Annotated in this window: 13 protein-coding genes and 1 pseudogene; 1 reads left to right on the top strand and 13 read right to left on the bottom strand. The window is 57.5% G+C overall.

Features of this window, described 5'->3' with window-relative positions; genetic code table 11:
- Positions 1-144: 144 nt before the first annotated feature.
- A pseudogene (locus tag ABJH13_RS02610) lies at positions 145-537 on the top strand (IS30 family transposase); the annotation flags it as partial.
- 60 nt (positions 538-597) lie between these two features.
- On the opposite strand, the gene ABJH13_RS02605 reads toward ABJH13_RS02610, so the two are convergent.
- From ABJH13_RS02605 to ABJH13_RS02545, 13 genes are all read right to left on the bottom strand, one after another.
- Positions 598-1461 (bottom strand): ABC transporter permease, encoded by an 864-nt coding sequence (locus ABJH13_RS02605; protein ID WP_348404659.1) that lies wholly within the window; start codon positions 1459-1461, stop codon positions 598-600.
- A 3-nt stretch (positions 1462-1464) separates the two neighbouring features.
- On the bottom strand, positions 1465-2370 hold the full coding sequence (locus ABJH13_RS02600; RefSeq protein ID WP_348404658.1) for a sugar ABC transporter permease: 906 nt from the start codon (positions 2368-2370) through the stop codon (positions 1465-1467).
- An 87-nt stretch (positions 2371-2457) separates the two neighbouring features.
- Positions 2458-3801 (bottom strand): ABC transporter substrate-binding protein, encoded by a 1344-nt coding sequence (locus ABJH13_RS02595; protein WP_348404657.1) that lies wholly within the window; start codon positions 3799-3801, stop codon positions 2458-2460.
- A gap of 30 nt (positions 3802-3831) precedes the next feature.
- Complete coding sequence (locus tag ABJH13_RS02590; protein WP_348404656.1) at positions 3832-4884, bottom strand: ABC transporter ATP-binding protein; 1053 nt, start codon at positions 4882-4884, stop codon at positions 3832-3834.
- Between the two features lie 257 nt (positions 4885-5141).
- Positions 5142-6821 carry a D-lactate dehydrogenase gene (gene dld, locus ABJH13_RS02585; RefSeq protein ID WP_348404655.1) on the bottom strand — a complete coding sequence of 560 codons (1680 nt, stop codon included), beginning with the start codon at positions 6819-6821 and terminating at the stop codon, positions 5142-5144.
- Positions 6822-6834: 13 nt separating this feature from the next.
- Positions 6835-7983, bottom strand: coding sequence for an alpha-hydroxy acid oxidase (locus ABJH13_RS02580; protein WP_348404654.1), 1149 nt, complete (start codon positions 7981-7983; stop codon positions 6835-6837).
- 157 nt (positions 7984-8140) lie between these two features.
- Entirely contained in the window at positions 8141-9565 is a 1425-nt protein-coding gene (locus ABJH13_RS02575; protein ID WP_348404653.1) for a multicopper oxidase family protein, read from the bottom strand.
- A gap of 250 nt (positions 9566-9815) precedes the next feature.
- Positions 9816-10811: a VPLPA-CTERM sorting domain-containing protein gene (locus tag ABJH13_RS02570; protein ID WP_348404652.1), complete on the bottom strand. Its 996-nt coding sequence runs from the start codon at positions 10809-10811 to the stop codon at positions 9816-9818.
- Between the two features lie 192 nt (positions 10812-11003).
- Positions 11004-11990 (bottom strand): energy transducer TonB, encoded by a 987-nt coding sequence (locus ABJH13_RS02565; protein ID WP_348404651.1) that lies wholly within the window; start codon positions 11988-11990, stop codon positions 11004-11006.
- Positions 11987-12373 carry a biopolymer transporter ExbD gene (locus ABJH13_RS02560; RefSeq protein WP_348404650.1) on the bottom strand — a complete coding sequence of 129 codons (387 nt, stop codon included), beginning with the start codon at positions 12371-12373 and terminating at the stop codon, positions 11987-11989. Before ABJH13_RS02560 ends, ABJH13_RS02565 begins: the two co-directional genes overlap by 4 nt.
- Positions 12373-12762, bottom strand: a complete 390-nt coding sequence (locus tag ABJH13_RS02555) for a biopolymer transporter ExbD (protein WP_348404649.1) — start codon at positions 12760-12762, stop codon at positions 12373-12375. Before ABJH13_RS02555 ends, ABJH13_RS02560 begins: the two co-directional genes overlap by 1 nt.
- A complete protein-coding gene (locus tag ABJH13_RS02550; RefSeq protein ID WP_348404648.1) occupies positions 12755-13414 on the bottom strand; it encodes a MotA/TolQ/ExbB proton channel family protein in 660 nt (219 codons plus the stop codon). Before ABJH13_RS02550 ends, ABJH13_RS02555 begins: the two co-directional genes overlap by 8 nt.
- Positions 13414-13851: a hypothetical protein gene (locus ABJH13_RS02545; protein ID WP_348404647.1), complete on the bottom strand. Its 438-nt coding sequence runs from the start codon at positions 13849-13851 to the stop codon at positions 13414-13416. Before ABJH13_RS02545 ends, ABJH13_RS02550 begins: the two co-directional genes overlap by 1 nt.

The raw sequence follows: 13851 nt of genomic DNA, 5'->3' as shown, positions 1-13851 counted from the left end.
TTCAACCCCGCTAAGCAGCTCGTCCAGTAGTTCCTTGGAAATCGTCATTGTCGTCATTGTCGTCATGCTCCTTCAATTTGGTAGCATGGGTCAAATTACTCTGACACAGAAAATCGGGCACTCTCGAATGAGGGAGCCTCGAGCAGCAGGTCTGCAGTCGTTCTGGAAAACCTCGACAGGCGGTCCAAGCCCGTCTTGGAAGGCCTAGTGGACGGTCTGTCTTCCTTGCTAAAATATGCACGTCAATCGATCACCTTTGATCGCGGGATAGAGTTCAGCCCATGGCAACATATGAAGGATGATCTTGGCGTTGATCCATGGTTCTGTAACCCGCGTTCGCCGTGGCAAATAAGGACTGTTGAGAATTTCAACAACCGCCTGCGCCGCAAGTCTGATCCCACGGCGTTCACAAATCGATATTTAAAGTCGATTCGCGACCGCCTGAAGACAACACCGCGCAAATGTCTAGTGCATCAAATACCTACTCCTGATAAGATGGAGCTGCCGCAATTGCGCTTCGCCGCGAGTTCAGACTGAGACACAGTTTAAACAAGGCTGCGACTTTTCCTCCATCTTAAGGGCCACCGCGCCTTTACCCTAATTTCCGAAACCCTGCCCAAAGGCCTCTTCCTTGATGAAGGGTTCGGTGATCAGCAACAGGATGATGCCCGGAACTGTAACCACAAGGGCGATGCCCGCGGCTGACGCATCCAACGTGCCGCCTGAGATCTTGGAAAATAGCAAGGTTGGCAAGGTGATGATCTTTCCCTGTCCCATAAAGAAGGTCAGCAGAAAGATGTTGGTCGACACCAGAAACGTAAACAATGCACCCGCGACCACTCCGGGCAACAGCATGGGCAATGTCACATGACGCATCACCTGCCAGCGCGAGGCGCCCAAGATCAACGCCTGTTCTTCAAAGTCACGCCCCAAACCTTGGTAGACCGCCGTAAGCATGCGGATCATATATGGGATCGTTGGGATCAGATGCACGATGATGATCCCGGTGTAACTGCCCGCCAACCCCAGCTTGATGAAGATCATCAACAGGGCAATTCCAATGGCCGCTTCGGGCACAATCAGCGGCATCGACAGGAAAAATTCAAACGCCGCTTTGCCGCGAAACGTTTCGCGCGCCAGAACCCGCGCTGCGGGAAGGCAAATGGCAAGGCAAATGACCGTAACGACCGACCCGATGAAAACCGTATTAACGGTTGCCTCCCATAATTTGCTGTAGGGCGATAAGATATAGTCCCATGCCAAAGGCAGCAACGTCTTTTCGCGTTGCTCCAGCCACCAAGTGCTGGGCAACATGTCCGGCCACGCCCAACGGAATGCGAAGCTTTGAATAATCAGCGGGATGAACGGGCCCAGAATGAACCCGACGATCAGCAGCAAGTAGATCTTTTGGAAGATCGATAAACGCATGCTCAACGCGGTTTGGGGGGTGCTACGGGCCATCTACTACCGCCCTATCCGATGTTCATACCGGCGATAAAACGCTAGATAGCTGTATAAAATTCCGCCTGCGATCAAGGCAATTGACACGACCGTCGCCATACCTTGCAGTTGCAACGTGTAGTCGGCATCGTTGAAATATCGCCATGCGACGACGGGCAATGTATCGGGAAAACCGCCGCCCAAAATGAACGGTGCTTCAAATGCGCCGATGTTGAAGGCAAAGACAATCAGCGTCGAAGACACGATGCCCGGTAGGATTTGGGGCAGCGTGACTTGGAAAAACATTTGGCGTTTGTTGGCACCCAAAAGGGCTGCGGCCTCTTCCGTTTCGCGGCCGACCCCCAGTAAAACAGCATAGATTGCCAGCGTGACGAATGGCGTTTGTTTCCAGACGTAAACAGCGATGATGCCCCACCCGTAGTGCGTTTTTAGGATCTGCGGAAACTCAGATGGGTCTCCGATGAAGCCAAGAAATGCAAAGACCCGCGAGATCATCCCCCCATTGCCCAGCATAATAACCGCCAGCGCGATACCGACCGTATAGGGGATCATCAGGGGGAGTTTATAGAGGAATTTATACAACGATTTGCCCGGAAACGCGCGCACCAATGCCAGTGCAAGCAGGGTGCCCATGACCAGCGCGATCCCCGTTGACGCAACCGCGTAGTACAGGGTCAACCCAAGAGAATGCCAGAACGACGTGTCGCCCCAGAGAGCGCTGAAGTACCTGAAATCGGGGAAGGTATTCACCCCGAACCATGGGGCAAACCCCAACGATTGCATGACCGCCAACACCAAAGCCCCGCCAAACAAGACGGTCAGCACTGTCAAAACTGGCAGCAGTTGCACCCACATCCACACGCGCTCTTTGCGGTGGCGGGCCAAGTCTGGTGTCTTGGAGCGAGGCATAGCACGTCCTTGTGCGGGAAGCTCATTATGCGACGGGCCTAGATAATTGGCATCCGGCCCGTCGCGCATGTTATCACGCCGAAGGCGTTATTTTTTCAGGTTCTCAACGGCGGTTGCGACAATCACGTCGATGCTTTTGGCGCTGTCACGTTCGATGTATTCGAGCCAGGTTGCCTCTATCACATCGACAAGTGTTGCGTTGGTGTCAGGCGCTGTGTTGCCGTCCAAATCGGCTTGCGACACCCCGATCAGGCCGGGGGATGCGTCCGCCAACACCTGCACCTCGGCCTCGTTCAGCGTCCAAGGGTCGACCCCCGGAGGCATGCCCGTGTATTTCAGCTTGGTGGCCTGCGCATCCACCGACGCCATAAAGTTGGTCATGACCAAGGCCGCGGCTGGGTGGGGTGCGTTGGCGGGGATCACAAGGTAGTTCTTGTTTTTGATCATGTTGCCTTCGGGGAAAACAAACGCTTCGGCCCCTTCAGGGTACGTGCCATCCGCAAGGCCCTGCGCCACCGCATAAAGGCCAAACTTGCACGCCATATCGATTTCGCCGTTCAGGAACATCCCATCCAATGCAGTGGCGTCTTCGGCGTAACGGGCACTGCCGCCCTGCGCGCCCAGAAGATGCGGTTCAAGCGCCTTAAGATATTCAAGACCCGGTGTGATCAACCGCGCCAGCTCTTGCGCACCAAGATCCGTAACCGAATTTTGAAATGGCGCCGCACCCGTGCCGTCCGGGTTATGTGCATAGACGGCTGCCTGCACAAATGTATTGCCCTCGTAATGGGGCGGTTTCACATATGTGAACTTGCCTGGATGCGCCGCAAGGTAGGTTTTCAGGCCTTCAAACGTGACGGGAAGATCCGCGCGATCCACGCGGGCCGTGTTTGCCGCGCATACATATTGCTCGCCAGACCACGGCATCTCGGCGTTGCCCGTTTCGACCCCAAAGTCGCGCAGATTTAGCAAAGATCGTGGGTCTTTGGCGTTCCATTCGATGTTTTGACTGTTCGGGACCTTATCTGCAAAGGCACCAAACAGCGCGTCTTGGCGTTTGAGCGTCGCGAAGTTTTCGCCGTTCACCCAGATCGCATCAACGCTGCCTTCGCCCAGACCTTTGCCCGCCCCCATCTCTGTCAGAACCAGATCAACGGCATCTTTTGTGCCGGTGATGCGCACGGGGTTCAGCGTGATGCCTTCCTTGGCAAGACCCGCCACCGCGATCTGATCCATCCAGATGTTAATCTGGTCGCTGCCGCCCCAATAATAGAGGTTCACGGTTCCTTCGTCTTGGGCGCGCGCCTGCACGTCGGCCCAACTGACCGTGCCGTTTAGAAACGCATCGCGAAACGCACCTGCGTCTTGGGCCAAACCGGCGCTGGATAGCACGCTCGCCGTGAGTATGAGCCCTGTCAATATCGTCTTCATGTCCGGTTCTCCCGACTGTTTTATGTGACCTTAGGCATCGTCTTGGATGACCCAAATCTGGTCCGGTTGAATGGTCAACCACACCTGCTGTCCGACGTCGACCATGCGCCGGGATTGTTCGTCCACGATGATCGTCTCGCCTTGGCACACCACAGTATAGCTCACCGTGGCCCCGAAAAAGTCACGCGCGGTCACGTTGCCTTGAATGACGTTCAGGCGTGCGCCAGGTGCCTCTAAACAAAGGTCTATCGCTTCTGCACGCAACAGCGCCCGCCCTGCCCCATCGCGCGCGCGCGACACATCGGGGTCCAACTGCAACGTCGCAAAGACCGTCTTGGCGGCCCCATCGCGTATCGTGGCGTCAAAGATGTTGCTGACCCCCATAAAATCAGCGATTTCAACACTGTTTGGGCGCTGGTAGACGGCCCCCGGCGTATCATATTGCGCCAGTGCACCGTCAAAAATCACCGCAACGCGATCTGCCAACTCCATCGCTTCGACCTGATCGTGGGTGACGAAAATCGTCGTGATGCCCAGCCGTTGCTGTAAGGTGCGGATGAAACGCCGCATCTCACCACGTAGCTTGGTATCAAGGTTCGCCAGTGGTTCATCCATCATCAAGACCGACGGGTTGGTGATTAACGTGCGGGCAATAGCAACCCGTTGCATTTGTCCCCCCGACAGTTGCGCAGGAAAGCGGCGCCGGAACGGTTGAAGCTGCACCACATCAAGGATCTCGTCCAACCGTTCGGTGATTTGCGCCTTTGGCGTGCCGCGCACTTTCAACCCGAACATCACGTTCTTCTCGACCGTCATATGGGGAAATAACGCATACCGTTGAAACACCATTCCAACGTTGCGATCCTGCACCGGCACCTCGGATATGTCCGCGCCATCAAACAAAATGCGCCCGACAGTTGGGGTTTCAAGGCCCGCAATCATGCGCAGGGTCGTCGTTTTGCCACAGCCCGACGGCCCCAACAACGCAACCAATTCGCCCGAATTGATCTCTAGGTCTATTCTAGAAATCGCGGTGAATTCGCCAAAATCTTTACCCACGCCCTCGAGCTTGACCTGTGTCAACTGGGCCTACCCCCTGAAATCCATAACACCAACGCATCAGGGCAGGCACGACCGCTTTGCGGAACCTGCCACCCCTTAGGACCTGACAGTTAACTTAGTTCGCCAACCGCGCATACTGCGAATTTATGCCCCGGGTTTGCGCGCCACAGCCACCGGGCAGTCACCGCGAACCACCGCAATTGGCCCGTCACATACGGACAGCCTAGCCCATGCAGGTTGTGGCACAACATACCCCGGTCTTGCTTGGGCAACCCGCGTTATACGTAATTCTTACGCTTGGACATTTTCCCAATGCCTGGGTTCATGGTGTTCGTGGGGTCGCAGCTGCGGTAGTGGTCTTGCAGCGATTGTTCGGCGGCGTAGATGTGCCCAACATTGTGTTCGGCGGGATATTTAGCACCGCGTTTGTCCAGCAGTTCCAACATCTGAGCCTTAATCACAGCCGGATCGTACCCGGCCTTTACCACGTAGTCTTGGTGCAAAACGTGGCAAAAGAAGTGCCCGTAATACAGTTTGAGATCCAACGCCTCGGCAATCTGCGGCGGTAAAACCTCGAACCAATCTTGATCATTGCGGCGCAACGCGATGTCCAGCGCAAGAATATCTGCCACTTTTGATCCGTTCACAGCCATATAGCGCACCGCAGCACCAGCCGCCGCAAACCGGTGCAAGCCCGCGATTTTACCTTCGCGCGGGGTGCAGGCAAACCAATCAGCGGTGTCGCCATCAAGGTTTTCGGCCAACCACGTCTGGGCCTCATCGACACCCGCGTCGCGCATTTTCAAGATCAGGTGGTGGTCAAACCGGCTGCGAAATGTCTCCATCCGGGCGGGCAACGGGTTGGGCCAAAGGCGCATCACTCCCTGCATCACCCGGTCCGTCAGGTTTTTGGGCAGCACGGGTATTTTGTTCAGCCGCGCGTCAAGCCAGCCTTTGATGCCAAAGATCAGGGGCAACCGATCGGTGCCCAATTTGTCGATCAACACCAACGTATCTTTGCCATAGCGTTTTGACACGTCGTAGGCTTCGGCGTGCATGTATTCGCCCGACACTGGCAACACGGTAAAATCGCGTAACACGTCGCGGCGCAGCTGTCCCAATGTCGCGGTGTCTTTTGCCCCGACGTAAAACATCTGCTCGCGGTTGTTTTGCGGGTAGGTATCCAGCCGCACGGCAAAAACCGCCAACTTACCGGCACACCCCGCAGCTTCGTGCAGGCGCCGCGGGTCGGCATTCCAGCGGGCGGGTGTATCGGCGTCAACGTCGCGAATGCGCGCGCCATAATCGGTGTCGGATCCCTTGGCATTGGACGCTTCGATATCATCGTCGGTGAAGGTGCCCGCATCCAACCGCCCCAATATGTCTTCGGGATCATCGCCCAACGCAATGCCAAGGTGGTTCACGAGCTCTAGCTGGCCGTCTGCTGCGATTTGGGCATAAACCGCCATTTCGGTGTAGGACGGCCCGCGCTCCACCAACGCGCCGCCCGAATTGTTGCACACGCCCCCCATGATGGACGCACCGATGCACGATGACCCAATCACAGAATGCGGTTGCCGGCCCAAGGGGGCCAATTGTTTCTCCAGATCAAATAATGTGGCGCCGGGCAGACTAACCACCTGCGCGCCGTCGCGTAACGTATGGATCGTATCCATGCGCGTTGTGCTGATCACCACGGCGTCGCGGTCGTAGGTTCCGCTGGGCGCGGACCCTTCGGTCAGCCCGGTGTTGGCGGCTTGGAAAATCACCACAACATCCGCCGCGACACAGGCTTGCAACACCTTCCATTGTTCCACCAACGATCCGGGGCGGACCACGGCCAATGCGGTACCGCCGCCAGACCTGTAGCCCTTGCAATAAGGTTCCATCGCGCGGGCGGTGGTGATCACGTAACGTGCGCCGACAATGGCGCGCAATTGGTCTGGCAGGTCGGTCATCATCGGCTCCGGGTTAGCGCCAACGCAGGTTGGTGCGGTTTAACTGATCAAGGCTGGTGATCCCCATCAGCTTCATGTCACGTTCGATTTCGGACCGGAAATTGCCCAACGCTTTTTCGACACCGGCCTGTCCGCCGCCCGCCAAGGCATAGAGATACATCCGCCCCCCAGAACAGGCCTTAGCCCCCACCGACAGCGCCTTGAGCACATGGGTCCCGCGTTGGATCCCGCCTTCGCAGATGACATCGATCTTGTCGCCCACGGCGTCGCAAATCTCGGCCAGCTGGTCAAAGGGCGCGCGCGACCCATCAAGCTGCCGCCCGCCGTGGTTGGACACCATGATCCCCGTGCAACCGATTTCTACGGCACGTTTGGCATCTTCGACCGACATGATGCCCTTTAGCGCAAACTGCCCATCCCACTGCGCGCACAGCTTTTCGGCGTCTTCCCAGTTCATAGATTGGTCCAGCATGGTCGAGAAATAATCCCCCACCGACACCGCCAGATTGGTGCCCGCGCTGACATGCCCGGACAGATGCGGCATATCGAATTTGTCTTTCGTCAGAAAGTTCCATGCCCACATAGGGTGTGTGGCAAAGCTCAGCAAAGACGCGGGCGTCAGTTTTGGCGGCGACGTAAACCCGGTGCGCAGGTCGCGTTCCCGGTTGCCGCCCGTGATGGTATCAACCGTCAGCGCCATCACCTGAAACTTTGCCGCCCGTGCGCGTTCGAGCAGCGCATCGTTTAGGCCGCGGTCTTTGTGGAAATAGAACTGGAACATCTTGGGCCCGGGTGCGACTTCGGCGATTTCCTCAACCGTGACAGTCGCAAGCGACGACACACCAAACATCGTCCCGTATTTGGTCGCAGCTTTGCCCACCGCGCGTTCGCCTTCGTGGTGAAACAACCGCTGCAACGCTGTGGGGGCGCAATAAACGGGCATATCCATTTTTTGCCCCATGACCTCGACCCTCATGTCGACCTCATCGACCCCCGCCAACACGTTGGGCACCAGATCGACGTCATCAAAAGACGAGGTGTTGCGCTTGTACGTGATCTCGTCGTCTGCGGCGCCGTCGATATAGTGAAAAATCGGCGCTGGCAGGCGACGTTTGGCCAGTTTGCGAAAATCCTGAAAGTTATGGCAAGAGGCTACGCCCATGATCGTCTCCCTGTTGGCTTTGGTAATAAATAATTACCAATTTGGGGTGTTGATGCGATACCCCGGTCTCGGAGTCAAGCAATTGACCACGCCACACAGGTAAAACCCCGCAAGACGAGCCGATCAAACCTGACCTGAAAATACGTGCTAGTGCGGTTCAAGCCTCAACCCGGATGAACCCGGCAAGCCCCGTTTTCTGGTGTTCGATAACATGGCAGTGAAACACCCAGTCACCGGGGTTGTCCGCGACAAGGCACACATCGATGATCTCATCGCGGGTCAATAACACGGTGTCTGTCCAGTTTGATGCCAGCTTGCGTTTGTTCGACCGCAGGGGGCGAAACACCAGACCGTGTAGGTGAATAGGGTGGTCGTTTGGGCTTTCATTGCGCAGGCGCAAAATCACGCTTTCGCCCAGACGAAACACCGCAAGCGGGCCTGCGCCGGGTGTGCCGTCTGGGGCCGCATCCCCCGGCCAAGGCATGCGGTTGATCGACCAAAAAGAATACCCCAACGTGCCACAAAACCCGTTTTGCTGGGCGCCGCCTTCTGGGGACCACCCAAAAACCAGCTCTTCAAGGCGGGCATTGTCCAAATCAGGTTCGGGGACGTCGTTTTGCGGCAATGGGCGCAATTCGTGCAGCGACCGTGCGGTATTTGGCCCGACTGCGCGCACGCGCGCCAATGGGCGGGGGCCGCCGGGGAAATCACCCATGATGTCGACATACGCGCCTTCGATTTCCGGCATTTTGATGGCCATATCAATACGTTGCCCCGGCGATAGCAAATAGGGGGCGTCTTCGGTGGGCCATTCCAATGGTTCGCGCAGGGGGTGCCCATCTGCGGCGATGATGACCCCGCCCGCCCCAACGACGTAGGGCTTGTAGATGCGGGTGGTATCTGTCGCGGCCAACCGCAGGCGCATCAGCCCACCGGTGGGCCCGTCATAGACGGGGTTGGTCTCCCAATTCGCGGTGATCGCGGTGCCAAACGTGCCCGCACGCGCAGCCCCTCTGGGGGTCCATAGGTCAAGCCATTCACCCGTGGGGCGCAACCGAAAATCCCGCAGGTTCAGGATGACTTCGCCATCAAAACCCGGGTCGGTTTCTTCCTCGACCACCAAAACACCTGTCAGCCCCATCGCCATTTGATCCATCGTCAAGCAATGGGGGTGATACCAGTAGGTGCCCGCGTCTTGGGGGGTGAATTTATACTCAAAGCTCTGACCCGGCCCAAACGGAAACTGCGTGAGATAGGGCACACCGTCCATCGCATTGGGGACGCGAATGCCATGCCAATGCATTGTCGTGTAGTCGGACAAGGTGTTGGTCACCCGCGCGGCAAACGGCTGCCCCTGTCTGAGACGGATCACTGGTGGCGGGCCGTCTGGTCTGGTCGAGATAAGATCCCGCGTCACCGCATCGGTGATTTTATACACCGCATTTTGGATCGTAATATCAAGTGGTTCAAGGGGTTGCGCCCACGCCACGGCAAACCCCACCGGCGCCAAAACAGTGCCCGAAGCCATCATGCCGATAGCTGCGCGCCGCGATATCTGTGTGGTGGGTGTGTGTTTGGTCATCGTCCCGGCCTTGATGTTGGTCCCGGTATAATGCCGCCTTCGGGGCATAGACGCCATGCCATTCGGCGCCGTGTTTGTGAGGCCGTTGAAAATGTAGCATGGGCAAAACCCTGTTGGACAATGGCCACATCAGCGGTCTTTCACACGATCAAGGCAATCGATATTTCCGTCGTTTTGCCAGCCCTTACAGGCTGGAGTGGGCGCGCGAACGTCCACCCCAAAAACCAATATACGCGTTACTCAAAACTATTTAGGCCGCTTTGCGTTGCTTGCGGCGACGACCGACGTACCCCATGACGCCAAGGCCACCAATCAGCAGCGGCATAGAGGCAGGCACTGGAACCGCAGCGACCTCGTAAGAGTAAGACAGGTTCCCGATCACGTCACCGCCTGCAAAGTCGAGGAAACCAGCCTCGTTGCTCCAGTCCTCAATCAGGTCCGTCGCGTCGGCAAACCCAAGCGGCGAGAAGGCAAAGTTCAAGAATTCCGCGAATGTGTCCGTCAACGCCATGTCAAAAACACCGTCTTCGGCGGTCGCGACCAGGTCAAAAAGGAAGAACTCGTCGTTTTCGTCGATCACGCCGTCAAAGTTGATGTCGCGTTCGGCCACATCGTCAAGCAGACCATCAACCGCCATCGCTGCGGTGTCGATCGCCAAGTCGTTCAACGAGTGTGTGCAGCACAAGCGAAGGTTGTCTTCCTCGGACATCAACGCGACTTCGTCTGCGGTAAATGTATAGAAATTACCGGGGTTTTCAAAGTCTTCGAAAACAAGCGGATCTGCTGTTGCGATGTAGTTGATGTCGCGCAGTTCGTCAGAGAAAAGATCCGCGTTGTCGCCGTTTTGGGGCAGTACGAACACCGTTGCAAAGGTTTCGATTTCGTTGCCGTCGTCGTCAGTCGCGACAATAGCGGCGGTGCCGCTGGCAAAACGAAGGTAGGCATTGCCGTCGTCGTCAACGACGCTTTGGCTTGTCGCAGATGCGGTGGAGGTCCGGATTGCGCCGCTGCCGGCGACCCAGTCGTATTCCAACCCTTCGGCGGGGCGGATGGTGAATGTGCGTTCGGTGTTGCCAGCCGCGTTTTCAGACCACTGGCGCGTCGTGATTGCCAAGCCCAAAGCGTCTAGATCTGCGGTGAATTCCACTGTCGCGGTACCGCTGGTGACCACTGTTGTGGCCTGTGCGGTGGTTGCGAATGCGGCGCCGACGAATGCGGCGGTTGTCAAAAGCGTTTTCAGTCCCATTTCCGTTTCCTTCAGGAGAAAATTTAATGGGTGCCGCTCTAGTACCTAGATTGTGCTATGCCTGTGTTCGCACAACCAGTCAATGTAATTGATCACGTTTATTCAACTTTTTGTTAACTAGTATTGTTTTCCGTGAAACAGCAAATTCTACTCGGCGTTTCTATTTCGCCCATGTTTCGCCCGCAAACGCCTTCATTGCCCATTGATCTGAATGGAGAACGCCCGTTTTGCGCCCGGTGGCGGCGTTGGAAACGGGGCTGCGCGTTGAATGACTTGCATCGCGGCCTTGTCGAGCCTGTCGCTCCCCGAACTGCGCGCGACGGAAAGACCGCCCAAGCCGCCGTTGCTGGCCACCCGAAACGCGATCACCGCCGTTCCACGGGTGCCCACACGCGGGCGCCGTACACGTTGGATCTTTCGCATGACCTTTCCCGGATAGCTCGAGACGGCTGCATTGCCGGGCTGGGCCGTCGCACTCTGGCCTGATGTCGCGCGGTTTGCCGGGGCGTCTTTTGCACCATCGGATTGCCCTGCCCGTGCGTTGGTTTGCCCGCCTGCCCGCGCCGGTGACTGCTGGCGTGGCTGTGCCTTGGCAGTGCGCTTTTGAACGAAGGCAGGCCGTTTCTTGGGCCGTAGCGAGGGGGCGCGCGCCGATGTCTCGGGGGTCGTCGCGGTTATTGTCTCGGGCGGCGCGTCCGTCGGATCAACGGCGGGCGGTGTTTCAATCACGGGCAGCGGTTTGAGGGTCTGTGGTTCGGGGCGCGCGGGTGTCGCGGGCAGAGGCGTCACCGCCGCGAGCGTTTTTTGCGGTGTTTGTACAACGGCCCTGTGTGTGATCGGCTGCGGCGCGCGCACATCTGTTGCTGCGACCCGCGGCTCGGCACTCTCGACCTGCGTTTCAATGTCTAGGCGTTGCGCCAAAGTTGTTGGCGCCACTGTGGCGATTTTAGTGGCTTCGGTGGGGTGAACGACGTCAGACGTTTCTATCGCTTCCACCGGCGATATGGTGCCCGCCGTCAGGTCCGCAAAGGCGTCGCCTAAAGACGCCTGCACCCCGTTGGCCTGCCCCCCTGCAATTTGCACAGGGTCGGTAAGGCCCCATTGATTGAGGCCGCCCAGATGCGCCCCTGCCGCGACCGTAAACGCAAAGACAGCCATACGTTTTGACCCCGCGATCATTGCAAACCTCGCTCTGTCACAATCATTACCGCCGCAGCGCCCGCCTGCGACAAGCGCCGCCCAACCGCGACCAATACATCAGCCGGGACCGCCCGATCTGGGATAATCCGGACAGTGGCGCGCGCCTCAGCGGGAAGGCTGGCCAGATATGTCTCGGCATCGGGTTGATCCACGCCACGGAAGCTCAACCGCCCGTCTGGATGCAAGACAAGCGCATCGGGGGGCGGCCTGCCATCCAGATCCTCCGTTTTTACCAGCGTCAGGGACGTATCCAAAGGGGGCGACAACGTCCCCGCCACCATGAAAAAAACCAACATCAAGAATACGATATTGATCAGGGCTATTGTGGGCTCTTTTTGGGGTTTGGTCCGACGGTGACGCATCAGCTCGTGCCCAACACAGTGATCTTTAGCCCTTGCACTGCATGCAATAGAATCAAAACATCCGTTAGGCGTTGCGCCGTCACGCCATCCCGCAGGCTGATCAAAACCGGCTGGTCCTTATCCTGTGCTGCCCGGTCCGCCACCGCAGAGGCAAGGGTATCCAACACCAGTGTATCGCCATTCACACGCAGCTGTTCTGGCCCGACCTGCAAAAAGAGCGGTGGTACACCCAGTGGCGCAGCCTGCTGCCCGGCACCTGCAGAGGCCAGTTCAACTTCCGAAAAATTCGTGAACGTCGACGTCAGCATGAAAAACAGTAGCAATAGGAAAATTACATCAATGAGGGGCGTCAGCCCTAATTTCCTCTGTGCGCGTATGCGCCTAGGCATGGGCCGGCATCCCGATGGCGTAGGTATCTGTTCTTTGTGCGTGGCCGGATGGCGACAGCGCTGTCAGGATGAAAACATCTGCCTCAACGCGTTCTGCGTCCATCCGCCCCTCGAACCACGACAGGATCATGGATGTGGGCATCGCGACCACCAGACCCACCGCGGTTGTCATCAAGGCAACCCAAATCCCACCCGCCAGCAATGACGGATCAACCTGCGACCCTGCGGCCTGCAAGGCCTGAAACGCCTCGATCATGCCCAAGACAGTTCCAAATAGCCCTAACAACGGCGACAGTTGCACAACAGAATCGAGAAACCGGAACCCGCGCTCCAGTTTGGAGAACCGCTCTTCCGCCATGGCAAAAAGACGGTCCTTGTTGGGGGCGGTGCTCTCAAAGGCCGCGGCAACCACAGGTGCAAGATAGCTTTTTGAGCGCGCAAGTTCTGCCACAGCCGCTGCGCGATCACCGGCATCCCATGCCAATACGGCCGCCCGCAAGGCCGCATGGGTCCCGACATGGGCGGTCGAAAACTGCCATAGCTTGTAGAGCACCACCGCAAGTGTCAGCACAGACACGACCATCAAAAGCACGACAACCGGGCCACCAAGGTCGAAAACGGCTACAAGCTGCGCAAGGACAATTTCAACCATCACCCCAGAACCTCGATGTTGGTGCGGCTTGTTGGGTCTTGCATGGCGCCACATGTGTCTGCGCCCAGCCCATCGGCTGTGCAGGTGTGAAGGCCGTTAAACAAGATGCGCCCGACGCGGTCACATGTGGTTTGCGGCAAAGCGAATTGACGCACGCGCGGCCTTGATGCAGGCAGCTTGCCAAAATCGAACAATGTGAGCTGCGTCACCTGCCCGGCGGTGTCAAAAAGGACTGTTTCAAAAACCAGTTTGTCAATCTCGACCGGGTGCCCATTGGTCACCATAAAGGTCAAGGTGCAGCCGTTCTCGTCATCCGATGTGGTGTTGAGTTCTATGGCCAAGGCCCCAGTCTTTTGGGGTGTGTCAGATGCAATGGCCGCCTGGGTAAACCCCACAAGCAAGATGGCAGCCAGCGCGTAAAATCGCTCAGGTTTCAT

Source organism: Roseobacter sp. (genome assembly GCF_039970775.1).
In the GTDB taxonomy this organism is placed as follows: Bacteria; Pseudomonadota; Alphaproteobacteria; order Rhodobacterales; family Rhodobacteraceae; genus Roseobacter.
Note: the sequence above shows the minus strand (reverse complement) of the source record. Positions and strands in the feature narration are given on the sequence as shown.

Bases quoted from the DNA above. Each gene is read 5' to 3' on its own strand.
- ABJH13_RS02605 (WP_348404659.1), bottom strand. From the start codon at position 1,461: ATGGCCCGTAGCACCCCCCAAACCGCGTTGAGCATGCGTTTATCGATC.
- ABJH13_RS02600 (WP_348404658.1), bottom strand. From the start codon at position 2,370: ATGCCTCGCTCCAAGACACCAGACTTGGCCCGCCACCGCAAAGAGCGC.
- ABJH13_RS02595 (WP_348404657.1), bottom strand. From the start codon at position 3,801: ATGAAGACGATATTGACAGGGCTCATACTCACGGCGAGCGTGCTATCC.
- dld (WP_348404655.1), bottom strand. From the start codon at position 6,821: ATGACCGACCTGCCAGACCAATTGCGCGCCATTGTCGGCGCACGTTAC.
- ABJH13_RS02580 (WP_348404654.1), bottom strand. From the start codon at position 7,983: ATGGGCGTAGCCTCTTGCCATAACTTTCAGGATTTTCGCAAACTGGCC.
- ABJH13_RS02575 (WP_348404653.1), bottom strand. From the start codon at position 9,565: ATGACCAAACACACACCCACCACACAGATATCGCGGCGCGCAGCTATC.
- ABJH13_RS02570 (WP_348404652.1), bottom strand. From the start codon at position 10,811: ATGGGACTGAAAACGCTTTTGACAACCGCCGCATTCGTCGGCGCCGCA.
- ABJH13_RS02565 (WP_348404651.1), bottom strand. From the start codon at position 11,990: ATGATCGCGGGGTCAAAACGTATGGCTGTCTTTGCGTTTACGGTCGCG.
- ABJH13_RS02560 (WP_348404650.1), bottom strand. From the start codon at position 12,373: ATGCGTCACCGTCGGACCAAACCCCAAAAAGAGCCCACAATAGCCCTG.
- ABJH13_RS02555 (WP_348404649.1), bottom strand. From the start codon at position 12,762: ATGCCTAGGCGCATACGCGCACAGAGGAAATTAGGGCTGACGCCCCTC.
- ABJH13_RS02550 (WP_348404648.1), bottom strand. From the start codon at position 13,414: ATGGTTGAAATTGTCCTTGCGCAGCTTGTAGCCGTTTTCGACCTTGGT.
- ABJH13_RS02545 (WP_348404647.1), bottom strand. From the start codon at position 13,851: ATGAAACCTGAGCGATTTTACGCGCTGGCTGCCATCTTGCTTGTGGGG.